At 57.4% G+C, this 24,945-nt stretch carries 15 protein-coding genes and 1 pseudogene; 11 read left to right on the forward strand and 5 right to left on the reverse strand.

The features are described from left to right. Positions 1 to 2,322 precede the first annotated feature (2,322 nt). A complete protein-coding gene (locus GGD67_RS14685) occupies positions 2,323 to 2,544 on the forward strand; it encodes a hypothetical protein (protein ID WP_210286471.1) in 222 nt (73 codons plus the stop codon). A gap of 914 nt (positions 2,545 to 3,458) precedes the next feature. On the opposite strand, the gene GGD67_RS14690 is transcribed toward GGD67_RS14685, so the two are convergent. Next, positions 3,459 to 3,647, reverse strand: coding sequence for a MarR family transcriptional regulator (locus GGD67_RS14690; RefSeq protein WP_179733740.1), 189 nt, complete (start codon positions 3,645 to 3,647; stop codon positions 3,459 to 3,461). Between the two features lie 870 nt (positions 3,648 to 4,517). Between GGD67_RS14690 and GGD67_RS14695 the strand changes: the two genes are divergently transcribed. The 10 genes from GGD67_RS14695 to GGD67_RS14740 all read left to right on the forward strand — a co-directional run bounded on the left by GGD67_RS14695 (position 4,518) and on the right by GGD67_RS14740 (position 21,900). Continuing rightward, a complete protein-coding gene (locus GGD67_RS14695) occupies positions 4,518 to 5,618 on the forward strand; it encodes a sulfotransferase (RefSeq protein WP_179733742.1) in 1,101 nt (366 codons plus the stop codon). Positions 5,619 to 5,842: 224 nt separating this feature from the next. Continuing rightward, positions 5,843 to 6,784 (forward strand): sulfate adenylyltransferase subunit CysD, encoded by a 942-nt coding sequence (gene cysD, locus GGD67_RS14700; protein ID WP_312013694.1) that lies wholly within the window; start codon positions 5,843 to 5,845, stop codon positions 6,782 to 6,784. Next, complete coding sequence (cysN, locus tag GGD67_RS14705) at positions 6,784 to 8,667, forward strand: sulfate adenylyltransferase subunit CysN (protein ID WP_179733746.1); 1,884 nt, start codon at positions 6,784 to 6,786, stop codon at positions 8,665 to 8,667. Before cysD ends, cysN begins: the two co-directional genes overlap by 1 nt. A gap of 2,252 nt (positions 8,668 to 10,919) precedes the next feature. Continuing rightward, positions 10,920 to 13,334: a 2-aminoethylphosphonate--pyruvate transaminase gene (locus tag GGD67_RS14710; protein WP_246790798.1), complete on the forward strand. Its 2,415-nt coding sequence runs from the start codon at positions 10,920 to 10,922 to the stop codon at positions 13,332 to 13,334. 31 nt (positions 13,335 to 13,365) lie between these two features. Further along, positions 13,366 to 14,424, forward strand: coding sequence for a dhydrorhizobitoxine desaturase (rtxC, locus tag GGD67_RS14715; protein WP_179733751.1), 1,059 nt, complete (start codon positions 13,366 to 13,368; stop codon positions 14,422 to 14,424). Between the two features lie 29 nt (positions 14,425 to 14,453). Beyond that, on the forward strand, positions 14,454 to 15,239 hold the full coding sequence (locus tag GGD67_RS14720) for a gamma-glutamyl-gamma-aminobutyrate hydrolase family protein (protein ID WP_312013687.1): 786 nt from the start codon (positions 14,454 to 14,456) through the stop codon (positions 15,237 to 15,239). Between the two features lie 162 nt (positions 15,240 to 15,401). Beyond that, complete coding sequence (locus tag GGD67_RS14725) at positions 15,402 to 16,271, forward strand: EamA family transporter (protein ID WP_312013688.1); 870 nt, start codon at positions 15,402 to 15,404, stop codon at positions 16,269 to 16,271. After that, positions 16,268 to 17,554, forward strand: a complete 1,287-nt coding sequence (locus tag GGD67_RS14730) for an ATP-grasp domain-containing protein (RefSeq protein WP_179733755.1) — start codon at positions 16,268 to 16,270, stop codon at positions 17,552 to 17,554. The genes GGD67_RS14725 and GGD67_RS14730 overlap by 4 nt, the downstream gene beginning before the upstream one ends. Further along, positions 17,554 to 18,891 carry a glutamine synthetase family protein gene (locus tag GGD67_RS14735; RefSeq protein WP_179733757.1) on the forward strand — a complete coding sequence of 446 codons (1,338 nt, stop codon included), beginning with the start codon at positions 17,554 to 17,556 and terminating at the stop codon, positions 18,889 to 18,891. Before GGD67_RS14730 ends, GGD67_RS14735 begins: the two co-directional genes overlap by 1 nt. Positions 18,892 to 19,650: 759 nt before the next feature. Then, complete coding sequence (locus GGD67_RS14740; protein ID WP_179733759.1) at positions 19,651 to 21,900, forward strand: hypothetical protein; 2,250 nt, start codon at positions 19,651 to 19,653, stop codon at positions 21,898 to 21,900. A gap of 122 nt (positions 21,901 to 22,022) precedes the next feature. On the opposite strand, the pseudogene GGD67_RS14745 reads toward GGD67_RS14740, so the two are convergent. The 4 genes and pseudogenes from GGD67_RS14745 to GGD67_RS14760 form a co-directional block, all read right to left on the reverse strand. After that, positions 22,023 to 22,979: pseudogene (locus tag GGD67_RS14745) on the reverse strand (IS5 family transposase); the annotation flags it as partial. A gap of 363 nt (positions 22,980 to 23,342) precedes the next feature. After that, entirely contained in the window at positions 23,343 to 24,026 is a 684-nt protein-coding gene (locus GGD67_RS14750) for a response regulator transcription factor (RefSeq protein ID WP_179733761.1), read from the reverse strand. After that, positions 24,023 to 24,376, reverse strand: coding sequence for a hypothetical protein (locus GGD67_RS14755; RefSeq protein WP_246790799.1), 354 nt, complete (start codon positions 24,374 to 24,376; stop codon positions 24,023 to 24,025). The genes GGD67_RS14750 and GGD67_RS14755 overlap by 4 nt, the downstream gene beginning before the upstream one ends. A gap of 120 nt (positions 24,377 to 24,496) precedes the next feature. Beyond that, positions 24,497 to 24,943, reverse strand: a complete 447-nt coding sequence (locus GGD67_RS14760) for a hypothetical protein (RefSeq protein WP_179733763.1) — start codon at positions 24,941 to 24,943, stop codon at positions 24,497 to 24,499. Between the last annotated feature and the right edge of the window lie 2 nt (positions 24,944 to 24,945).

Raw genomic sequence — 24,945 nt, forward strand, 5'->3', positions numbered from 1 at the left:
GAACTACAACTCGGTCTGATCAAATTCGCCTCGGTAATGGCGATGTGGCCGCTGGATAAAGTAAATGCAGTCTCAAAGGGCGCGGCGTATTGCATGAAGACGCTCAACACAAATGGTGAGTGCGCTCCACTTGCTCGGGCGCATATTCCTGACAAGGACGGAAATATTCCTAAAACGCGGATGGTCATTATCGTGTCGATCTGACGAAGGCTGAGCCATATCGACCTCATGTCGGCCAATGGTCAGCTGTCAAGGGCACAAGTTGGACCGAGGAGCGTAGCACTTTGTGGCTGGCGAATCTCGCGTTCGCGCTATGAACGCCATGTCTGTATTCCGTGACCAGTGGGCGGTAAGTTGGGGTGTGAACACGTTCACGTCCGGCGGCACCATCGCGCCCGCGACGGTCGTCACGTACATTGAAACAGCAGCACCCGAGTACGATATGATCGCGCGGTCAGGGATAACTCAGAACAAAAGAAGATGGCCACGCAAGACAATGCTCAATCAAATCCGTCCGCGCGGCAAAAGTCCGTCGCATCACAGATCAGGCCTCTGTCTACTGAAGGACAATTCAGTTCACTGGCTCGTTATCGGTCCAACGGTTGCCTGCAAGGCTTATTACCTTATCGAGAACAACGCCCCCATGAGGGGATCTGTTAGCGAAAAAAAGGCGTGCGAAGGCTCCTGTATTCTCGGCAATGCGGAGCGCGCGAAGGAGAAGCGGGATTGCGCCATGCACGCTCAAGTGCGGGCGAAATCCGGAGAAAACTCGCGTAGAGTCTTAAAGCGCAACTGTTGCTTCGATGTCACCAAATGTATGAACCCGCGATCTACGCTTGTATCAAACGAGGGACGACATGTTCGATATTTATTTGAACGGAAGACGCGATCTTTTGGTCGTTCCGCGAGGGTTTGCGATCCCTGCGGGGTTAGCCGGCAGTTGGAAGCGAAAGAAGCGTGCGGTGCGTTCAGTGAGCAATGTCATTCGCCAAGATGTGGAACAGCGCGGTTACCACCGACGTAGTTTGATCTCAAATCGGTCGAAGACGGCAGTTGAGACCTCGTCACACGCGTAGCCAACGCGGCTGTCTCCGCTGACCCACTTCAAAACACTCTGGGCAGGATGTCGCCGATGCCGTCGAGAGCCTTGCTTACCGCGTCGGCGGCAGGTGGGTATCCTGCTTCATCAGGCTTACGGCGCAAGGTTTCTTTTGAAAAGCGGCGCACGGCGCTGCGGCTTCCCTCAGGATAAGTATTTTGGAGCTTTTCCTCGACTCGATGGCGTGCTCGCGTGAGTTTTCAGCTGTCCATACTGAAGATACTTGCCGGCCAGCCGCACGGACGGGCGAGCATCGAAGTCGTTAAACAGCATTTGGCTATCTATTACAGCAGCGGCCCAGAGTGGCCGGCGCGTATGAAGCGCATCGCGAGCCGCGCGCCCCAACTCGATATTTTTGGCCAAAGGCTGATCGAGCGAGAGGCCGGGTGCTGGATTATCACCGACGAGGGAAGGAAGACTCTTGAAGGGCTCGAACTGCTAGATCTGGGCGCTATGCAGGGGGCAGGTTGGACGGGAGATCGCGCACGAATCCGAAGAGGAGTAGCCGCCCCTGGGTGTCTTCGCAGCTACAAACGAGCGCGCGCAGAATGCGCTCCCCGGCACGAGCCCGCGCAAGGGCTATCGGCGTGACGGCTTGCCGCTCAAGCCCTTGCTGATGGCCACGTACCCCGATTAGATCGCCCAAGTTCAGTTTGGACATAATGCAGTGGCTATTGGTATTGTGAAGTGCTCCAACGCGACCAAGGGACGATATGTCTTTATTCAACCTAAGGAATGGAGGAGCTGATGTCTTCGTGCACTCCGACGCGTTGAGCCGAGCCCGGACGACCGACACGAAGACGTGAGCGATCTAGTATACGCGCAAGCCCCATGGGGTCTCTGGCGTTTAGATAACGAGCGCGCTAATTGTCAAAAGGTGACCATAGCAAGAGATCGCCACGATGTCTCAGAGGGCCTCGATGTTTGATCGCTCCAGACTCAATCCAAATCACGAAGCTCCCCGAGATGCAGCTGTTCAGGTTCATCGCGATTGGCTTTCTCATTCCAGAACATGTTAGTCTACGTTCTTAGCTTCGAATAGAGAGGGGTCGATTGGGGCTGCGTTCAATTATAACGAAGCCTCTCGCACACAGCGTCTGTACGAAGTTTACAATTCCACAGCCGCTAGTCCAGACGCGCTGTCTTCCGAAAGCATGACCGAGCTAATACCCGGCGCGAGTTCCCATGCTGTCTTTTTTTTACTGTCGCGCTGCGAAAAAACCATGTTACAAGCGCTCTTCTCAGAAGGAGCATTCATCGTGAAAAAAGCAACCAAGAAACGCGTTAAGCGGCGCGAGTGGACGAAGGCAGATATCAAAGAGCTCAAAGTCCATTCGAAGGCTCGGACCCCGGTCATAAAGATAGCAAAAATGACTAAACGCAGCGCCGGCGCGCTACGCCAGAAGGCCTTAAATCTCGGAATCGGACTCGGACATCAGCGTTAATTTTGAGCGACGCTGCCTGATGGTGCGGTAGGGCGGCTCGCGGGCCGCCCTCTTTTGTTATAGAAATTTGTCGCACATTTGGCTTTGCCGATCCGCGCTGAGAGAGTTTTTCACGCATGTGCTGGCCTTCAATGTCGCGGAATGCGCTCCTGCGCCTCCTCATCTTTGATCAAGAGACTTGGAAGGGGGGCGACGGCCGCTTGCGATGTATGATCGCGAGTGAAGACATAGCCTTGGTCATAGCCCTGTCTCGAAGATGAAATTCGGAAACACTCGGTCCCGGAACGGATGCGATGGACCACAACGCCGAGTCCTGGACGCGTTAGCTTTCGAGAAGCTGACCAGTCTCGGCCGAACTCCCGTAAGGGTGGAATCTAGCATCCGTTCTGGCGGCAGCTTCTTCAGCTTCGGCGAGGCAGTTTGGCTGCGCTGGGCAGAACACATCGGCTGATCGCCTTAACCGAATGGAAAGAACCTCGCGAATGGGGCATCCTCGAAGCTCATGCCAGACTAAAGTTTGGGCGTAAGCGGACCGCGCCGAGCCTGTTGGCTAGCTTGAGCTCCGAGACGATTTGGCGCCCTCAACAGCAATTGAAAAAGCGCTCTGTTAGCTTGATAGATCGCGGCGGAGCGGTTACGTCCTGAACCCGTCATCACCTGCGCGCCCTCGGCGTTGTGCACGGACCACAACCACCTTCGACCGCGCTGCTCCAAGACATATTCGAAGGATGGGAGACTCATGGGAGCTCCATTTCTAGGGTGCGTTTGGTCTTCATAATGCCAGGGCGGGCCCTTTCCAGGCGATGCCTCGCTGTAGCAGGCTTAGCAGTGCGCTCGCTTGATCGGTCAACGCCGCTTTCATCAAAAGCGAGCTCATCCTGCGGTGCCTGTCGTGGCGCCAAAGTCGCGAGATGCTAGCGCGTTTTGGCCGTCAGCGCCATCTGTAGGATCCGGGCATCCTTTGCGGAGGACTTATGCCGCAGCAAACCGTTTTTTTCTAGCAGCCTTGAATGGGTCGTCACGAAGGAAGGGTCGACGTGCATCAATCGTGACGCTAGATTGACCGGTACACCCTTTCCTTTGCCCAAATAGGTCACCGCCATCAGGATCGTCCACCGTGGCCCAGTGATGCCCAGCACAATGGTAGGAAAGCTGGCAAGTTCTGCGAGACGCGCATGGATTGATCTGCTCTCCCACATGAACGGCCGGACAATGTCGTCTCCGTCAGTATAGATGCGGCCAAGAGCGCTTGCTGGATCAGGTAAAATCCGGCGGCATATTAAGCCAGGTTCCGTCCTTGACAACCGTCCTTAGCCCCGATTAGGGGAGCGCCAGGGTTGCAAGAGCAGATAAATCAAATAGTTGGTATGGTTCGGACGGATGGGCTTGCGCACAACAGGCGGGCCGGAGCTATGGCTCAGTGTCTTGACTGACCAACGGCAGCATTCAGGGCAAAGTTGCGTCAGGATCGATACGCGCTGACAAGATAGCTGCGCCCCGCCAAGTGAGATGTCCGCGATGTAGTCTGCTTCTTTGCCGCGCTTGCCGAGCTGTCCGCTCTTGTATGCCGAACATCAGCGAGGTGCATGTCGCATTTACGACGTCAATGCCCCAGCGTCGGGCAGCTTATGACTACACTAATAACCTTCCATTTACCGCGGGCGGTCTTCGGCAAACGTCCGTATAGTTCTTCCCAACCTTCCCATATTGCGATCAACCTTCGTGCAATTGAGGTGGCGCTTCACTTCGTTTCAACTGTTGGGAGATCGAGGAGGCAATTGCAGTTATGCTTCCGCGATCCCGCCCGATCGATCAAAACTGAACGGTTCTCAAGTCATGAGTGGCAGACAAAATTCTTGTCGTTTTGACGCCTTGTACGCATGCGGTTGCCCATGTGATCGCGCGGTTGGCATTTTTCGCTCAATCGAGCGAGCGCCGACAGGGTTTGCTTTTCAAGCACGAGGGTCTGAACGATGAGCGGACGTTTTGGCCGCTCGCCTGCGGTGTGCTTTCTCCTCGGTCTTCCGCGATCCGGGACGACACTGCTGGCGCACTTGCTCCAGCACCATCCAGACATCGTGGCTCCGCCTGAACCCTGGTTGATGTTGGCGCTTGAAGCATTTGGCAGGGTGGATCAGCGTCACCCGGCGGGCAGCTCACTGATCAAGGCCGCGACCTCCGAATTCCTGGGGCGGATAGATCGCACGATCGTCAGCCGCGCTTTTGCCGATGCAGCATACGATCAGTATCTGGCAGAAGCGGGCAAGCGCATCATCATAGACAAGACACCACGCTATTGGACAGTGCTTGAATTTCTTGAATCTGTCTATCCAGAAGCGCCACACATCCTTCTGATGCGCAACCCGTATGCCATCGCCGCTTCACTGAAATCGACGTGGGGCATCCCACTGCGGACAGAAAGCTCGCATTCGGTTAGCGTATCCAGTCTCGCCGATCTCATGCTCCGTCTGCCCGACGTCATCATAACTTCGCTCGCCGATTTGGTTCTGGGCCTTCCCAAGCTCGCCGCGCACCGCACTCGCCCGCAGACACAGTTCGTGCAATACGAATTGCTCGTTGCGCATCCGGACGAGGAAACCCGGCGTCTGTTGACGGGGCTCGGCTGTGACCCAGCGGCCGTCACATCGACTGGGATGAGACAAGCAGATTATCTTCGATCCAGCAGCTTTGGGGATCGAAAAATCCTGGAACGAAACGCCGTCGACGAAAGCTCTGTCAAGTCATGGCAATCTCAATTGAGCGTCGAAGAGATGCAGACCGTGACTGATTTGGTTGGCGCTGAGCTCTTGCTGGAACTCGGATATGAGCAGGAACTGCTGCATGCACAGAAAGCCGGAGTGCTGGATAGGGGAGGTGAGGTAACTGAACTCTATCGTCGAATATTCCGAACCTGGTGGGATTTGCGAAGTGCCAAGGCCGGAGCATTATCCGGCCCCTGTCACGCTGGAGAGCCGCTCCACACTGCTTGGAACGTTTCGGAGAACCGCGACGCGGCTATCGAGATGTTGCGAGGCGAGGTCGCGCGGCTTGAGCAGATCCTCAATATCTCGTAGGGCGATCTGAATGCTTGCGATCAAAACACGCTGGTTGATTTAGCCAAGATCCTTAACCTGATCTCCCGATCAGGTGTGACGCCGGCGCCGACCGCACCAGCGGCGGAATGCCATATGTTGCCGCGTCTGCAAGTCTGCTGTCCAATGGGGCTTGACCTCATGGACGAGCCTGCCGCTTGGCCGGCCGTTTCCGCCGCGGATATTCCCAACTCCGAGCTGGAGCCATAGAACGGCGAAGAAGAGATCCTGCATCGAAAAGAAGATACATGCTGCCGAAACATCTGCGCCGTCTCGAAGCTGAATCGATTGAAATCATGCGTGATGTGGTCGCCGAGTTCAAAAGGCCGGTCATGCTTTACTCGATCGGAAAAGACTCAAGCGTGATGCTGCACATTGCGATCAAGGCGTTCCATCCGGCAAAATTGCCTTTCCCCCTACTCCACGTCGACACGACCTGGAAGTTCCGCGAGATGATCAGCTTTCGAGACGCGACAGCCAAGCGGCTCGGGCTCGACCTGATCGTCCATATCAACAAGGAGGGCATCGCGCGCGGGATCAATCCGATCGATTCCGGCTCCACGCTCCATACCCAGGTGATGAAGACAGACGCGCTGAAGCAGGCGCTCGACCTCCACGGATTTGATGCCGCCTTTGGTGGAGCCCGGCGCGATGAGGAAAAGAGTCGCGCAAAAGAGCGGATACTCTCCTTCCGTTCGGCCGGACACGTATGGGACCCCCGTAACCAGCGGCCGGAGCTTTGGAGCCTGTTCAACACACGGATCCGCCAAGGCGAAACCATGCGCGTGTTTGCGATGTCAAACTGGACCGAGCTCGATGTGTGGGAATACATCATGCTCGAGAAGATTCCGGTCGTTCCGCTCTACTTCGCAAAACAGAGACCGACAGTACGTCGAAATGGTGCGACGATTATGATCGACGACAAGCGATTGCCGCTTAACTGCGACGAGACGCCGGAAATGCGGATGATCCGCTTTCGCACGCTTGGATGTTATCCTTTGAGCGGGGCTATTGAATCCGATGCGATGGCGATCGAAGACATCGTCGCGGAAATGCGGACTGCGACTCTGTCGGAGCGCCAGGGACGCCTAATTGATACCGATGAAGCCGCTTCAATGGAGAAGAAGAAGCGGGAAGGCTATTTTTGATGTTTGTAAAGCCGACAACGGAAGCGGTCCCCCCCAGGACGAAGGATCAGCTGCGATTCATCACGTGTGGCTCGGTGGACGACGGCAAATCGACGCTGATCGGCCGATTACTGCACGACAGCAAGATGATCTACCACGATCAGCTCACGGTGCTGGAACGCGACAGCATCAAGCACGGTAGCACCGAAAATGACATCGATTTCGCGTTGCTCGTGGACGGCCTCGAAGCCGAACGGGAGCAGGGCATCACGATCGACGTCGCCTACCGCTTCTTCACGACGCCGCGGCGCTCCTTCATGGTGGCCGACACTCCCGGCCACGAGCAGTATACCCGCAATATGGCTACCGGCGCCTCGCATGCCCAGCTCGCCATCATCCTGATCGATGCCCGCAAAGGCGTGATGGTTCAGACCCGCCGCCACTCCTTTATCTGTTCGCTGCTCGGCATTCGTCATGTCGTGCTGGCAGTGAACAAGATCGATCTTGTCTCATACAACAAAGAGTGCTTCGATCGGATCGCCCGTGACTATCTGGCCTTTGCCGCCGGTCTCGGCTTCACCTCGGTCGTTACGATCCCGATCTCGGCCCGCTACGGCGACAACGTCGTGGACCGCTCCGCTCATGCCAACTGGTATCATGGTCCCTGTCTGCTCGAGCATTTGGAGAGCATTGACATCCCGTCCGGCACCGCAGGCCAGGCTTTCCGCTTTCCCGTCCAATGGGTGAACCGCCCAAACCCGGATTTTCGGGGCTATGCCGGGACGGTGGCTTCCGGGAGGATCTCGGCAGGAGACGAGATCATTGTCGCCGCGTCGGGACGGACCACGCGCATCAAGCGGATCGTGACCCACGATGGCGACCTTGTCGGCGCCGAAGCCGGGGATGCGGTTACCATTACACTGGAAGATGAAATCGATATCGGCCGTGGCGACATTCTGTCGCGACCGGACGACCGACCGAAGGTCGCCGACCGGTTCGCCGCTTATGTGATCTGGATGGACCAGGAGCCGCTCGCTCCCGGACGCAATTACGTCCTGCGGATTGGATCACAGACGATTACCGGCAGCATTACCGCAATTAGGCATCGGATCGACGTCAACACCTGTGAGCATCTGGCCGCCGGGATGCTTTCCCTCAACGAGATCGCCTTCTGCGATGTTGCGACCGCAATGCCCGCAGTATTCGATCCTTACGAGCTCAATCGAAAGACCGGATCATTTATCTTCATCGATCGTTACACGAATCGTACGGTCGGGGCCGGCATGATCGCCTTTCCGTTACGGCGGGACACCAATATTGCTAGGCAAGCGCTATCGGTGGACAGGAGGGAGCGCGCCGCGCTCAAGAATCAGAAGCCTTGCGTCATCTGGTTCACTGGCCTGTCTGGCGCGGGAAAGACGACGATTGCCAACCTGGTTGATCAAAAGCTGTGTGGCATGTCGCGGCATACCATGCTGCTGGATGGCGACAACCTCCGGCACGGACTAAACGCGGACCTCGGCTTCTCGGAGACGGACCGCGTGGAGAACATTCGGCGCGTCGGTGAAGTTGCCAAGCTGATGGCGGACAGCGGCTTGATCGTCATCTGCTCCTTGATCTCGCCCTCTAGGGCCGAACGGGACAGGGTGCGCGGCCTGGTTGGCAAGGAAGAGTTCATAGAAGTCTTTGTCGATACGCCGATCGAGGAATGCGCTCGGCGAGACCCAAAAGGCCTGTATTCAAAAGTGAAATCCGGCAAGATCAAGAACTTCACCGGGATCGACTCGTGCTACGAAGCACCAACAACACCGGAGATTCATCTCAGGACCATGGAGCAGACCCTAGAGCATTCAGCGGAAGCGGTAGTCGATGTCTTGATGGCGCGCTCAATCCTTGATGGTTAGATGCCCCTCGCATCGCACCATCGAATATCCTGCTGACCCGGCCAACGCGATTCGGCTCGGGCGGGCCTGCGACCGGACTTTTCGCTCTAAAGGAACAAAATTGTCGCGCCCACTCCTCGAGTGCCCGCTTCCGGTTACGTGCTCCAAGTGGATGGTCAATTCGAGAAACCGATCACGCGAGCAGAGATGGGGGGAGCAAAGGAGCTCAAGAAGCGCCCATGCTCCAGATCAAATCTACGACGATGACAAAGGCCAGAGAGGAAGTCCGATTCCAGTAGGTTGAGTTTCGCTTAGCGCTTCTTGCTACGCGCGCGGCCAGCGACACGCCAAGCTCCCATAAAGCCATGCCAGGCAGCGTCTCGGCCGGCTTCGATCTTTCGCGCAGCAGTATGAGGGTGGGCCTCGGGTTTTCCGAGCCTGGCCGCATCCAGCGAGCTCGGCGCTTGCTTCAGTATATTGACCAATCCGAACTTAGCAGTCGACCCGACTCTCTCCTGTCGCGACCCTGCCAGCTTTCCGGAAGCTTGCTTCCTTTTGGCCCGCCGCTCGTCGACCGATACGCCCCGCGCGTTCGCATCGCGAGACAAAGCAGCCGCGAACACTAGCCAATCCTGCGCTGCGCTACGGGCTTCCGCCATGCTTCGGGTTCTGCTCCGTTCCGCCTGCCCCCGCTGATCGCCATGAAGCCGGCGATGGCCGCGGCTGAAAAGGCAAGCGAGTTCATCCATGGCAAGCGACAAGGGCGATGCCTTGATGATCCGCTCTGGTCAACCGTCAACCTATTCGACCGCGCGGTAGACCGCGTCTAATGCGAGCTCGCCATCAACGAGCAGGCGCTGCAGAGGCACGCGAGCAGAAGGGTCGGAGGTGCGATCCGTCCAACCAGAGCGCCTCACGGCCGAGGTACTGGCGCTCATTGAGTGCCGCGGCGCAATGGAACTCCGGCTCACCCTGGGCCTCACGCGTTGGGCCAACCGTCGACTACAGCACGCTCACAAAGCCGATGATTGATCCGTAAGACGTTCTCGCCGCGAAGCGGCTTACAGAACCGAGAGATGCTACTAGCCTAGCGATTGCTCGCACAGAGGACACATGCCACTCATCTGGAGTCGGCTCGATGTAGTCCTACCAGAGCAGGATGACATGTTCTGCTTCACGGCGACTCGCCGAAAGGTGTCGAACTGATCGTCGCTAAACGGCCAGCGATCCAAGGTCGCCCAATTGTCTTAAAGCCGGGCTCGGCCACAGCCTGCCAGGGCCGCTCCATTCAAGTGCATCGACGTGATACCGGCAGTCATCTGCGACGAGGGCGTACACTTTCCAGGCACCACCATCCAGGGGGATCTCGCCGACACGGCGGAGAGCACGTACACCAGCTGGGGGTATGGCGAGGATCGTACGTGAACGGGCAGATTGGGCTATCACTTACCTGCAGGTATCGCGCTTGCAGGCGGAATGCCGACGATCCTGATGTCGAACTCTCAAACTATTCTGCCTCGCTGTGAATCTCCGCACTTTGCTGCACCCGTCGGCTTGTCGCCGCCAGATGGGAGTGCGTCAGGAAAAATTCACGCGAGAAAATCCCGCGAGAGGGTTGAAACGCCCCTAACGTCAAGTTGTACGATCTCGAAATGGACAACGACAGTCATCGGCATCCCAAACCATCCAACGAGCGACGGAATGCGAATGCATCAAGTCTCAAGCCCCGACGACGATCATCAAGTGTGCCTTGGCTTGATCTGCATCCGGGCGCGATGACGTCCGACTGCATCGTTTTCCTAACGTGAAGTTTGCCTGAATAGAAGGTTCACCGCGTAAGTCGGTCGCCTGACCTGCTGCTTCGCGACGCAAGAAGCCGACGGCGCTCAAGTCTGCGCCTGTGTGATAGTTGGGATAAGAGCGCGCGTCGGCGCGACTTGCGTTCGAAGGCGCGCTCCCAAAGCCAATTTCTAGGAGGTGTGAATGGCATCGGTGATGAGCTTTATGAGGGATCGCTCCGTATCTGCGATGAGATATGGAGGGTGCCATCCGGCAGGTGTTTCGGGCGCCGACCTGAAATGCGCCCGCGATTTATGGCGCTTGCCCCGAAGCTGTTGACCCGAGGAAGTCGACGCTCGCCACAGGGGCTCCCTGGTGGCTCGGCGTTCTCCAGATCCATTCACAACTACAACTCGAGGAGGAATGATTTGACAAGACAGCGCTCTTTGCTGACGCCTGGTCCATTGTCGTTATCGCTGGCAGTCAGGAGCCAGATGCAGCTTGATCTCGCATCGCGCGATTGCGAGTTCAAGGAAGTGACCGCCTGCATGAGGCGGCTGATGCTCAGCTTGCTGGGAAATGCTGAAGACTATTCGGTGGTGCCTATTCAGGGAGGCGGCTCTTTTGCAATGGAAGCCGCTCTCTCTTCATTTGTGTCCCGAGCCGACAGGCCGCTCGTTTGCATAAACGGCATCTATGGCGAGCGCATTCTACGAATTTTGCGGCTGTGGGGCGTCGAAGCACTGAAGCTTGTCAAGCGAGCGACCGATCCTTTGGATCCTCAAGAAATTGGCGAGCATCTGAGCCGAAATCCTGGCGTTACGCACCTATGTTTCGTGCATTGTGAGACGACAACCGGAATCGTCAATCCGCTGGACGCGATCGTGGAGGAGGCGAGGCGACGTGGCGTAAAGACCATCGTCGATGGGATGAGTTCTTTTGGCGCCCTTAATATCGATCTGAGCCAGCGTGGAGCTGACGTCCTGGTCACCTCGAGCAACAAGTGCATAGAAGGGCCGCCGGGTGTAGCGTTTGTCATCGCGTCTCGCGAGCTGCTGGAGAATGCGGTTCAAGAACCGAGGTCGTTTGTGCTCGACGTGAGAGATCAATGGCTCTCACTCGAGCGCACCGGTGAGTGGCGATCGACCCCTCCCACCCACATCGTTCAGGCAACGACAAAGGCCCTGGAGATTCTGCACGAGGAGGGCATTGATGTCAGGCGCTGCAGGTATGAGAAGGTCAGGGACGATCTCGTCAAAGAACTCGAAGGACTGGTGTCTCCGCTGCTGTCCACGGAGTTGCAATCGCCGGTCTGCGTCGCGTTCAGTGCGCCATCCGGAATGGTGGACCAAGCAGGATTCGATGGGCTGTATCGCCACTTGGCGGCCCATAACCTTTACGTCTACTCGAAGCTGCATCTTCCGACGCGGAGTTTCCGCGTCGGTTGCATTGGGGATATCCAAACCAGCTGGATCGAGCAGTTGGGCTGCGCTTTTCGTACATATTTCCGGTCCGGTCAGGCTCGGTCAGCGGTGCCGATGTCGGTCCAAGAGACATGCGGGGCTCGCGTAACGATGCCGGCAGCGCGAGCGGCTGGGGACCCGCAGCGGCCGTTTTCGGCCGAGACTGCTGTTCTGCATGCGGGCTATCGACGTGACGTAGCGACAAAAGCCGTCGCAGTGCCGATTTACCAGAATACAGCTTATGAACTCGATGGCGATCTAAACCACATTGCCGACGTCTACAACGTTAAGGCCGATGGGTTCACCTACACAAGGATCATCAATCCAACGACGCGCGCGCTGGAAAGGCGCTACGCCGCCGTGGATATGGGACGCGACTCGCTCGCCGTTGCGTCAGGTCAAGCAGCGACGTTTCTTGCTATCGTCAACCTGTCAAGTGGCGAAGTGGGGGACAATGTCGTCGCCTCTCCGTATCTATACGGCAATACCTGGAACCTGCTCCACAACACATTAAAGCGTCTTGGGATCAGCGTGAGGACGGCCGATCCTCGAAGGCCTGAGACGTTCGAACGTGCCATTGATGATCGCACGATATGCCTGTTCGGAGAGGTGATTTCGAATCCTTGCCTAATTCCGCTCCCCGTCAAACAGCTGGCCGACATCGGCCGAAAGTACGGCGTGCCTTTGGTCGTGGACAATACGACGACGCCACTGGTATGCCGGCCGTCAGATCTCGGCGCTGCTATTACGACGTACTCCGCAACAAAATATATATGCGGCCACGGCACGACGCTCGGTGGACTGATCGTTGACAACGGCGAGTTTAGCTATCGGGGAGCCTCTCGCTTTCCCTTGTTCAACCGTCCTGACGATGCGCATGGCGGAATTGTTTGGCATAACGCGGTGCGCGATGTCGACGATCTTGGAAAGAGCGAATTTCTTCTCAAGGCTCGCATGACCTGGTTGCGCGATACCGGCGCGGCTATCGCCCCGTTTGCGAGCTTTCAGCTGATCCAAGGGCTCGAAACGCTGCCACTTCGCATGAAGCAGCACTGCGCGAATGCCAGGATCGTGGCCGACGTTCTCAAGGAGCATCCTAAAGTGCGCCGTGTCTTCTACCCGGGGCTCTTTGAAGGCGCCGATCGCGAAACCGTCGAACAGACACTCAATGCTGCATACGGACACGGCGCGATGGTCATGTTCGAAGTGGAGGACGAACATGCCGGGCGCAAGTTCATCCAGAACGTCGACTTGATGTATCACGTTTCGAATGTAGGCGATGCCCGCACGCTCGTGACCCATCCTGTCTCGACGACCCACACCACGGTCCCGCGGGAAAAGCGCGAAGCCGCCGGTATATTTGGCGGCTCGATCCGGCTTTGCGTCGGCATCGAAGATGTCAACGACATCCTGCGCGATCTGGACAAGGCGCTTTCCGCAATCTGACAACCTGCAAGGCGATCAGGAGGAGGTTCTCATGAATCAGGCAGACGCTTGGAAATTGAGGTCATCACGCTATGAGGCCGTTCAATTCAGCCGAGAAATCAATAGGCAGCTCTCCGAGCTGAGACCCGACAACATAACGGGAGCCGCCTATATTGCAAAAGATTACGCTGTCATCACAGCGTGCACGCTCGCGACTGTGTCCGTCTCATGGTGGCTCTACCCGCTGGCCGTCCTTCTAATTGGTGCTTATCAGCGCGGATTGACAACCATCGCTCATGATGCGGCTCACCGCACGCTCGCGAAGAACACGACCTGGAACTATGTCTTGGGCATTCTGTTCGCTTCCTATCCCTTGTTCCAGCGCCACTGGGCATACCGGATCTCGCACGTCTATTTGCATCATCCCTATCTCGGAGACCCGGACAAGGATCCCGACCTGAAGTTCTTCCTGGCCAGCGGCGTCTACGACGTGCTGCCTCCGGAGCGGTACGCTTTCAACATGATCTGGAAGCCAATCTTCGGCGGCGCGACAGTAGCGTATCTGAAGTATCTTTGGACCAATCGATTTTCGATCACAGAGGCCGAGGATCAGAGTCGCTCAGGCATACTTGTCGACAAGTATGGCTTCTATCTCTTCTGGATCAGCATCCTGGCCGGGTCATATGCTGTTGGGCTGCTCCATATCGTCGTCCTGTTTTGGATCGTGCCCTATCTCACCACGTTCCAGGTCCTCGGCTGGTTTATCGAGCTAGCCGAGCACTCACCTATGTGCGAAACCGAGACGCAGAACGTCTATCTCACCAGGAATCGGAAAGGAAATTTCCTCGAGCGGGCCATCCTCGGACAGAATCTGGATGAGTACCACCTTGAGCATCACCTTTCGCCGGGTATCCCGTTTTGGCTGTTGCGCAGAGCTCAGAAAATCCGAATGCAGGATCCGAATTACGCGAAGGTCGCGGCGACCTGGGGCGGGCTCTTTGTCAAGGGACCTCAAGGTCAACGTAGCGTCATAGCTCAGTTAAAAGAGCGAAATCGACGCTTGTATGAGCAGTCCGTTGCCGAGGTTCGCACCCGAGGGCAGGTTACGTGACGTTGCTACGGCCAGAGAGCACCCGAGCCGTGGTCGGCGTCACTTCGAACCGTCTTCTTGTCGATGGTGTGCATCGCGACTGGTTGCGGCGCAAGTACTTACAGGCACTCCATCGTCATGCGGGAGTGGCTTGCGTCATATTGTCGACGGTCGACGCCGAAGATGCAAAGGAGGAGGTCGCCCCCGCGATCATGCGCCGGCTCGACGGCTTGGTGTTGACAGGTGATGAATCGAACATCGACCCCGCCGTCCTGAGAGCGCCTGCGTCCTTGACGGAGGCTGATCGGCAGGACGTTCAGGTCGGGATCCTTGACCGTTCGCGGGACAGGCTCTCTGCCCTAACCATAGAGAGCGCCATCGCGCTCGGAATGCCTATTCTGGGCGTCTGCCGTGGGCTTCAGGAACTCAACGTCTATTTCGGCGGCTCGCTCCACTCATCGCTTGCGGAGTGGAGGCCGCAAAGTGGCGCGATGCATGCCGAGAAGCCAGATCGTCCAAGAGACCGTCAGTACGACGCCGCGCACAGCGTCAGGATATGTTCCGATGGCGCGCTCTTTCCAATCGCAAGGACGATCGAAGCGCAAGTCAACTCGCTGCACAATCAAGGCATCGAGGCGCTTGCCCCGGCGCTGAGGCGGGAGGCGTGGGCGCCTGACGGCTTGGTCGAGGCGGCTTCGGTCATTGGCGCCCCGACCCTGCAAATCGGTGTGCAATGGCACCCCGAATGGCACGTCTCAACCGATCTCCTCAGCAAGCAACTATTCAAGGCATTTGGAGAGGCGTGTGTTGGGTACTACCGAACTAAGAAGAACTAGAGGTGGGTTGTGACATTTCAAACCAAACGTGGTCCGTGCACGGCGAAAGGACAGTCACTCGGAGCCGATGCACGCGTCCGGTCCTGCGAGGGCCGTGTGCCCCCTCGAGGGCACAGGAAGACTGGGCGATCGACGAATCGCTTCACTCTGGGAGTTTTCTTTGTGGCGCTTTATGTCGTCGTGAGCGCGGCAGGCGAGGTTTATGCGGCATCGTATTTTCAGCAAGCGGATGTGTTCGTCGCGCTACTGCTGTCCTTCGCTGTTGTTTGTCTGATGTTCAATCTCCTGGCTCGCCACGAGCGAGGCGAGGCAACGGTGGCGAAATGGTCGCTCCTGGTCTTCGTCGCGCTCAATGTCGTGACAGCAATCAGCTGGATCGGCCTATTTATCGGACTGAAATATGCCGAACCTGCGATCGTCGTCGCCTTCATGGTGGCGCTGGGACCCACCGCAACAGTGTGGTTAAACGCACTGATCAGGCGCCAGAGTGCCCCTCCAGCATCCGATATTGTCGTGAGCGTTACGATCGCCACGATCGGGAGTTACATGATCTGGATCTCGGCCAGCGGCCACGCAGGCGTGGAGTGGGGAGCTCGATCGTCCTTTGGCATCGTCTTGGCCATCGTGGCCGGCCTATCGCTGGCCCTTACAAATATACTTGTCAAACTGCTGTTCGACCGCGGGTTTTCTGGCCGACAAGTCCTGGCGCATCGCTTTTATGGAACGATTCTCTTGCTGCTAGGACTGGTCGACCATTCATCTATCGTGCCTGAGATCTCGCAGCATTGGTTTGCGATCGCGACAATTGGGCTGTCGACGATCCTTGTTCCTTTGCTCTTGATCCAGCAGGGCATTCGCCGCGTAGAGCCCTTCACAGTCAACATGGTCCTGTCCACCGCCCCTATCATCACCTTCCTGTTCCAGTACTTCGATTCTCGCATCGTGCCTTCGTCACATACGTTCATTGGAAATGTTCTCATTACCGCTGTTGCTCTCGGCAACATCTACTTGCAGTATCGGAGATCCGCATGAAAGAACGGAATTGTGTAATCGTAGACGCATACTCTACCGGCAGATACCTACCGGAAGAGTTCAAGCGCTATGGAATTGGAACGGTGCATGTGATGTCGGCTGCACAGATTCCGCCCATATTCCAATCGCATTTCAATGCCGACCTGTATGGTGAAGTCATTCGCCCCAGCGAGCGCATGGGGTATGACGACATCGTTGAATATCATCTTCAGGCTCTCCATGGCCGGGAATTGCAGTTCGTTATCGCGGGCTGCGAGACCGGAGTTGAACTCGCCGATTCTTTGTCGGAGCGGCTGGGTTTACCATCAAATGGGACCGCGCTATCCGCTGCTCGGCGTGACAAAGCGCGATTGTCTTGTGCGCTGACCTTTGCAGGCGTGCGATCGATCAGACAAATCGTGTCCGACAGTCCTATAGAGATCGCGAACTGGAAGCGCGAAGCGAAGTTCGATCAGATCGTGATCAAGCCTCTGAACAGTACGGGTACCGAGGATGTGTTCTTTTGCTCGACAGATGCTGATATTCAGCGGGCTCTAAGCGCAATTGTCGGGAAGACGAACCGTGTCGGAGCGTTGAATCGTTTTGCCCTTGGGCAAGAAAAAATAAACGGCCAGCAATACACCGTAAATGCCGTCTCGATCGACGGGGAAGCCTTCGTTACGGAGGCCTGGACCTATGACACGGTTCCTATTGAGAGGGCATCATCGGTCTGCTCACTTGAGAGATTGTTGGAGGGCAGCGAACCAATCGTTCAGGAACTGTCCGACTACTTAGTGCGTGCGTTGCAGGCACTACAGATCGTCGACGGACCGGCTCATGCTGAGATCATCGTCGATCATCGGGGACCGGTCCTGGTGGACTTCGGAGCGAGGCTTCAAGGGACCATGTCGGCAAAAGCACGAACGATGGCGCTGGGGCACAACCATATGACCCTGACGGCCTGGCGCTACGCAGATCCCAAGGGTTTTGGTGAATATATGAGGCTGCGCGGGCCCTACAAGCGGCAGGCTCACGCACTTTGTGTCTCGCTGATCTCAGATATGGGCGGTGTCGTTGCCGGTTACCCGGGACTCGAAGCAATCCGCAAGCTCCCGAGCTTCGCGGATGCCATTGCATTCGTTCCGATTGGTGAAGAGCTAGTTCCCACGATCGACTTGGCGTCAACACCAGGCATCGTTTATCTCGTGAATAGCGACTTGACTCAGCTTGAGAATGACTATCGCAAGTTGCGAGCAATGCGGATGGACCAGGTGTTCGATTTAGTGATGCAGGATCGCGACTAATGCCAACTGATCCCAGGTTGACCGGAGCGAATCCAGCCCGCGCGGCGATGGTCGGCGTAAGCGACTTCGATGGCGTTCTGCGAGGCAAACACGTCTTGGGTGAAGATCTCTCGGATGGAGATAAAGTTATCAAGTTCTCTGAAGCGGTGCTGGCGTGGGATTGTACGGACCGGGTCATTCCGGCCAGTTTCACGCAAAAGCCGCTATCAGCGTTCGGAGATGCTGACCTGCGTATTCTGTCAGGCACCGGCCGTTCGGTGTCTCATCTTGGCGATCAATATCTCTACCTCGCGGAGTTCACGGGCGCACATGAGAACATCTGCCCGCGCGGTATTCTGCGTAAGGTCCTGCGAAGGGCTGCGGAACACGGATACGACTGCACTGCCGGATTCGAGTTTGAATTCATGCTGTTTAAGGAGAACGCAGACACGATTGAAGAAAAGCCGTTCGGCGAATGGGCTCCTCTAACTCGCGGCCCGTTCGGCTACTCGATTGCGCGCTCTGTCGCGCAACATGAACTGTTCGATGAGATCCTGGCGCTTTGTGAGAAGGCTAGAATACCTCTCAGCGGACTGCACTTTGAAACCGGACCTGGCGTGGTCGAAGCGTCACTTCGTCATTGTGATGCGCTGGAAGCTGCCGATCGAGCAACCATATTCAAGTCGATGATAAAGGCCTGGGCGCAAAGGCGAGGCATGATGGCTACATTTATGGCCAAGGTTTCCGAGGAATGGCCCGGCCAGTCCGGGCATATTCACATCTCGATGTCCTCGGATAGTCAGAATGCGTTTTACGACAGTGATGCGTTCGGCAACGTCTCGAAGCTTATGAGGCAATTCATCGCCGGACAACTAGAATACATGAATGAGTTCTGTGTGCTCGCTGCGCCGAACTTCAACAGCTACAAGAGATTGGTACCTGGCTGCTGGGCACCAATCAGTCCAAGCTGGGGAGTTGACAACCGCTCCTGCGCGGTTCGCGCCATTCCGGGAGAGCCATCTGCCCATCGCCTGGAGTATAGGCTGCCTGGCGCAGACCTGAACCCATATCTCGCGCTCGCATGTGCTATTGGTTCGGGAATATTGGGTGTTGAGACAGGTCCGGCACTACCGGCTTCGATCGTCGGTGATGCAAGCGCGGAAATGTGTCGTCCGTCCGCCAGGCTGCCTCAAAGCCTGTCAGAGGCAACTTCTCGGTTTGCAGAGTCTGCAGCGGCAAGTGATGTCTTCGGAGAAAGGTTTGTTGAAGCGTTTTCTTGCTCGCGCCGTTGGGAGTGGGAAGCCGTTCAACATCGGGTCACCGACTTTGAACGTCGGAGATACTTCGAGATCATTTAGCTTGAGCTCTTCGACAGTTCTGAACTTCATCCCTCTGGCGGGTGCCGGCCGCACTATTGCGGCTGCCTGTTCCGCTGATGTTGGACTTCATAAAGGGCAAATGTGCGTTACTCGTTAAGCGAGGACCTCGGGATCGCTGAGATCTGCTGTTATCTGCTCTGTGGCAGCAACCGCGATTGCTCCGTTGGGGTGCTAGGTTATATCTAACGTCCGGTCCTTCTCGTGAGCTTTACATCGGCAAGCAGATGGTGGAGCTCAAGCATGCGCCCCGTTGGCAGCTATCCCTCGCAAGCGGTCGAGCAGGTGCCGTGGTGCGCGCGCTTGCCTGGGTTGGTCCCAAAGCGGCAAGACAAGCGCCGCGGTCCGTCAGCCAGGCGGCCCTTTTGATGATTGGCGCTTAACATCTATTTGAGCCGCGTGCCGCGACGCCGCGGCTTCCAAATTTTGGACAATGCGTTGACGGCGGTGGGATGGAACTGTGCAAGCCCCAAAGGCGCATATTTTCATGTTCCAGATGAGTAGGGTCGCCGCTGGCATCGAGGTGCGGCGAGGCAACGGAATGCGGACAGGCGCTACAATCGACTATCCGGCACCTTATGGGTCATCCCCTATTGCTGCCTTAGCACCACAACAGCTTCCATGAAATTGGAACTCGGACGGCGGGGTGGTGCATTCGGAGAGCATCCTTCGTCAGCCAACCGTCAGCCAGGTGGCCTATCCAGGGACGCTGCGCATTGTTGACCGTATGGGAGATGGAACATGACGGGCATTGGCCGACCTGGCGAACCGCACGTTTGGGCTGCGGGAGCCGACACCACGTCGGTATCGAGCAGTGCGCATTCGGAGCCAAAGTGTGTCCCTGCGGAAGGCGACCGAGTTTTCAACTCCGTCGTGCAGCGGATGCGCTCTGAAGATAGCATGGCGACGCTCGCGAGCCTGCCCTCAGGTTCGGGTGTGGCAGTCCCCATTTCCTCAAGCGGTGAGGGGATCAACGCAGCGAAACAAAATATGGACGGCCTGCTTGAGGAACTTGATGCTTGCCACAGTGCTGCCATGGGCGCTCAGAGCTCGTCTGAGGCGCAAGAGCTGATCGATCACGTTGTCAAAGCTGGCGCAGCAGTTCTGGACTATTACGCGAGCCTGTCTCCAGATGTGGCGCGCAGCATTCTGTCCGAAGAGCAGGCTTGCCGAATTCGTGACCGGACTCTGGATGCGGGGAACGAATGCAACGCGCTGGCCGCACCGACCATCTACGCCTTGGAGAAGAGTAGGGAGAGTGCGGGAAAGATACTCGAGCGGATGCGCCAATCCAATGCTCCGCCCGACCAGCTGATTCGAGCGGCTTCCGGTGTGGCGAAACACTATCTGGCCTGCACGGAGTGGTGGGAAAAGAAGGCATTGCGCTCTGAACGGATGCAGTCCGTCTGCGCAGCCACTGCCAGCTTGCCAAGTGCAACGGCCGAAATGCGACAGGCCGAACAGGCGACACTACGGCTGCATACCGGCTGGGCACTGAATACGAGGTGCGTGCATCTGCAATCGCAAGTCCTTCTCGCGCGGGTCATGATTGAGTCGCACGCGAGCACGCTCGACCCGGCCGTCAGGCAAATCCTCTTGGGTGAGAACGGTCGGGCACGTCTACTCGGAACCTTCATGGGCGATGTTGTCCCGGCATTCCTCTCAACGGGCGACGCTGTTCTGAACAGCAAAGGACAAGCCCTCGACGCAGAGCACTGCGCCGTTCTGGAAGGGGTCATGGAGCGGCTATCGGAATTTGCGTCGGCGCTGCCCAACATGGTTGCCGAGCTAAGGAATAAGGGAGCAAGTCCCGAGCTTCCGTTGGATCTGTTGGATCAGATCGTGGAAGGATCGTGGGTCACGGCCCATGAGGTCATGCGCCTGCTAGCAGTGCAGCCGAAGACACCAGCCATCATTGCACCGCCAACGGAGGCTGGCCTTGCGTTACCGGCCGACGCTGCCGGCAACGACCCGGCGGCCGAAGGCAGTCCAGCGCGAAGGAAAGGGAAGGGCAAGCGCAGGCAGGCCGGAGGTGCGGGGAGTTCGGCAGCCGGGCAGCCCGATCCGCAGCTCGCTAGGCCCGACGCCGTTACGACGCGAACCACCAAGGTTATTGTGCTCTCGGATCTGGGCACGAAGAAACTCGCGAGCCCGGAGGAGGCGCATACGAGGATGTCATCCTCCGCGAGGGAACACTTGGCAATATGGCAGGCCCCGCCATCGAAGGAGACACTGACGCGCCTGCTCGCGCGATTAGACGAACTCTTGCAATTCGATCTGCGCAGTGAGCAAAGAGCCGTTTCTCGAGCGCGCCACATGAAGCCCGAAGATGCCGAGCACGTCGTGGACACCGTGGTTGAGCGGCTGCAGAGCCAATCCGCGGAGATTGAGGCCTGTGTAACCGCGTTGGACGAACCTCGCCGACGCGGCCTACTCACGCCTATCCAAGTGCCCGAAGTGCAAAAAAAAATAGTCCGCCTCAAGGCGATGTTGTCGGAGGTTAAGGGGCAGGCACGTACTGCGAAGGCGCAAAAGGCTTCGATCGAGATCGATTGCATGAAGACCTATGCGTTTCCCTCGCAGAAGTACCTCGAACGGTTGCAGGCGGCCGAGGAGTTGGCTCCCTTGGAGTCACCGCGCGCGCTGAAGGGTGAGCCCGGAACGCTGTTCGAGCTCAAGCTGCAGCCTACGCCACTGCGCAATGGTACTGTGAATCCGATGTGGGTGCACATCCATACGAAGCGGCCGGTCTATGCGTGGCAGTTAACGACATTGATTGACGCCGAATTCGCCGCTTGCCACGTGAAATCCAACGAACAGCGCGGCTACAATCGCCTCTGGCAGAACGCTCGAGCTGCAACGGGTCACGAAGACGTCGTGATCCACCGCGGCAAGCTCACGCCTGCGTTCTGCAAGTCCTTGTTAGGTTCCGCTTTTAGCGGCTATCCAGGGTATCCTTTGGCCGGAACGGAGCGCGGGGCACGCAGGTGACTCGATACGAGACTAGTTAAGCGACTCGATAGAGTGCCGCTTGTGGTACGGCATTGGTCTTCTTCGCATCCGGATCCAGTGGGAATGAACCGCACTTTGGCCTCCAAGCTCCAACTCCTGAGTTAAGAAGCCGGATTGAGCTGTGTTGGAGAGGCGAGCGTTCGCCATTAGCAACTCGCGGAAGACGCCCAAGAGTTCTCTGAGCCGGGCGAGGATGCGGCTGGAAGTTGTGGCCGATGGCTGAGAGGACGACATTGGCGGCGTCGCCGGCGCGGCCTTTGAGGTAGCCGCGGCCGAGGTGGCCTTCGGCCTTTATGTGCCCGATGATGGGCTCGATGGCAGAGCGACGGCGCAGCTCGCGCTTGATGACACCGAAGACGCTGCGCTTCTGGCCGGAGCTGAAGTCGCGACGGGGAGTCTGCGCATCGTGGCCGCGGTACCCCTTGTCGACATAGGCCCGCTCGATCGGACAGCCGGTGAGCGTCTCGGTGCGCTCGATGACGTCCCGCAGGGTGTGCCATCATACGGATTGTCGGGCATTTCGCTCGCGTGCTGCACGAACAGTCCGCCGGGAGCGCGGCGATTGTTGGTGACGACGGAGGCCTTCACGCCGAACTCGTAGGGCGCGGCGGCCTTGACTTTGCCGATGCACTCCACCTCCGGAGCATGGAAGGAATAAAGCTTCCAGCCGCGCTGGCGCTGCTGCTGCGAACGAATGTGCGCGGCCCAGCCGAGTTGAAGGGCGAAGGGCTCCTCCAGTGCCGGCTGGCCCTCGATCTTGCGGCGGATGTCGCGAATGATTGGGCCGAGCCTGCTACACAGGGTGCGCAACTGTCCCTGATGCCGCCTGAACTGTTTGGCGCGAGCGTAGCGGGAAGCCATCATCGCGGCGGCCTTGGCCGCGCGAGCATAGGATTGCCAGACCTGACCCCGTGCCTTCTCGCCAGGTGATTGAGGCCCTTGATGGCCGCATGCAGGAGCTCGGCATCGGTCGGAATGGTGATGGCCTTCGACTGCACTGTGGTATCTACCGTGACGCGCTTGAGGTCCTGGCTGCGTAACGTGCCGGCCTCGTGCGCAGGGTCAAGCGGCCTAAATGGATGCTCGCTGACAAAGCCTATGATAGCGCCGAATTGCGTGAAGAACTCGATGAGCGCGCAACCAAGCCGGTTATTCCAAACCCCAGCAATCGCAATCAACCGTACGGCTTCTCAAAGCGTTCTAGCCTGCTCCGGGCTCCTCTGTGTTTGGCCGAGGCAAATATTTGGGCGATGTAGCCACGCGATTTCAAAAAGTTCTCTGTCGCCGCACGGACTGAGGCGTCGTCGTCAACGACGGAAATCACAGGCGCGGACAAGACGAGCCCTCCTGAAGCGGGAATAGCGGCTGCAAGCATTAGCCACCTTCGGCTAAAGATCGGCTCGACTGATGAAATTGTAAAATCATACTTGTGTTTGTTCAGGACGATTGGCGCCAATTCCCAACGTCTCAGTCATTCTGATCAAGTCGGCCAGCGACCGTGCACGCATCTTCTTCATTACGTGTCCCCGGTAGATCTTGACCGTAATCTCGGCGAGCCCAAGCTCGGCGGCCACCTGCTTGTTCATCAGGCCGGCAGCGACCAGTTTCATCACCCCCTGCTCGCGCGGGCTTAAGGTCTCAAATCGAGACTGCAGGTTCGCGACGATCTGCTGAGCGTCCCGTCTTTTGCGATCGCGTTCGGTCGCCGCAACCACGGCATCAAGCAGTTCCTGATCGCGAAACGGTTTGCTGAGAAAATCGACCGCTCCTTCCTTCATGGCCCTGACAGTCATTGGAATGTCGCCATGGCCGGTAATGAAAATGATCGGAATATGTATGTTCAACCTCGCGAGCTCGGTCTGGTAGTCAAGGCCGCTCAAGCCTGGCAGCCGGACATCAAGAACCAGACAGCTAACAACGTCCGGGATCGGGCTCTGCAGCATTTCGCGCGCCGATCCGAATGCAATGACGCCTAACCCTACCGATTGAAAAAGATTCGTAAGCGAGCGACGCATTGAGATGTCATCCTCCACGACGAAGACAACCTCCCTTGTCGAGGACTCGGCATTGCTGACTTCACCTGGCGAGTCAAATCGTCCTGTCACGAGACGGCCTCCTTATGCGGCGGTAGGGCAACCTGGAAGGTCGCGCCCGGTCCATTTTTGTGGGCCATTGACAGTCGTCCTCCATGAGCTTCCACGATCGACCAAGACCCATTCCAAGCCGGCGGCGCAAAGTAGTAAGCGAGAGCAGCGATGGTTACGATGCAAAGCGCCGACGACGCAATGAAACTGCCCATCAGCGAAAACAGCAAGATCACTAACAAATACGCGAACGCCTTCGCAGCGAAATGCGCGTGAAGGTACAAGCAGGCCAGTGTTACCACGGTCAGGGTTATGCTGCCGAAGGTCAACTGAAGGGCCGAACGTTCTAAACTGCTGATCGGGCTACGCATTCTGATACCACCCGGCCTGTTCTCCGGCGGGAGAACTAGAACATTTTAGGGCGCGTACTCATAAAGCCACGACAATACCGGGCCTCAGGTCAGTTGTCCGCGCGGTTCTGGTTCAGTTGATCAAGCGGGTTTGTGGCGCAACCATCCCTTCATTTTGAGACCGTCCCGCATGTTGAGAGCAAGAAGTGTAATGTTTGTTGCGCCCGCGACGAGCTCGATCACCTGCACAGCATAGAACGTGCCATCGAATTCTGCCGCCTGAGCCTTGGACGCGAGGAAGAGCGCAGACGGAATAAGAATCACGATGCCGTTTCCTGCAATGAATGGCATGCGCTTGAATTTGGCCCCGATCAGTCCGGCCCGGCGCGCCTTTGCCAAGATGACACCTGTACCACCGGTCGCAGCGAGCGTCGGAATCAGCAACAAGAAACCCCACGGTATGGTGCTCTTAACCGCTGCAACTGTGGCATGGGACGCGAACAGCTCGCTGAGTACCGTCGACAGCCAAAATGTGCCGATCGTTCCGATAGCCAAGGCACCAGCGACAGGATGGATCAACTTGATCATGA

The organism is Bradyrhizobium sp. IAR9, from assembly GCF_013408065.1.
Taxonomy (GTDB): domain Bacteria; phylum Pseudomonadota; class Alphaproteobacteria; order Rhizobiales; family Xanthobacteraceae; genus Bradyrhizobium.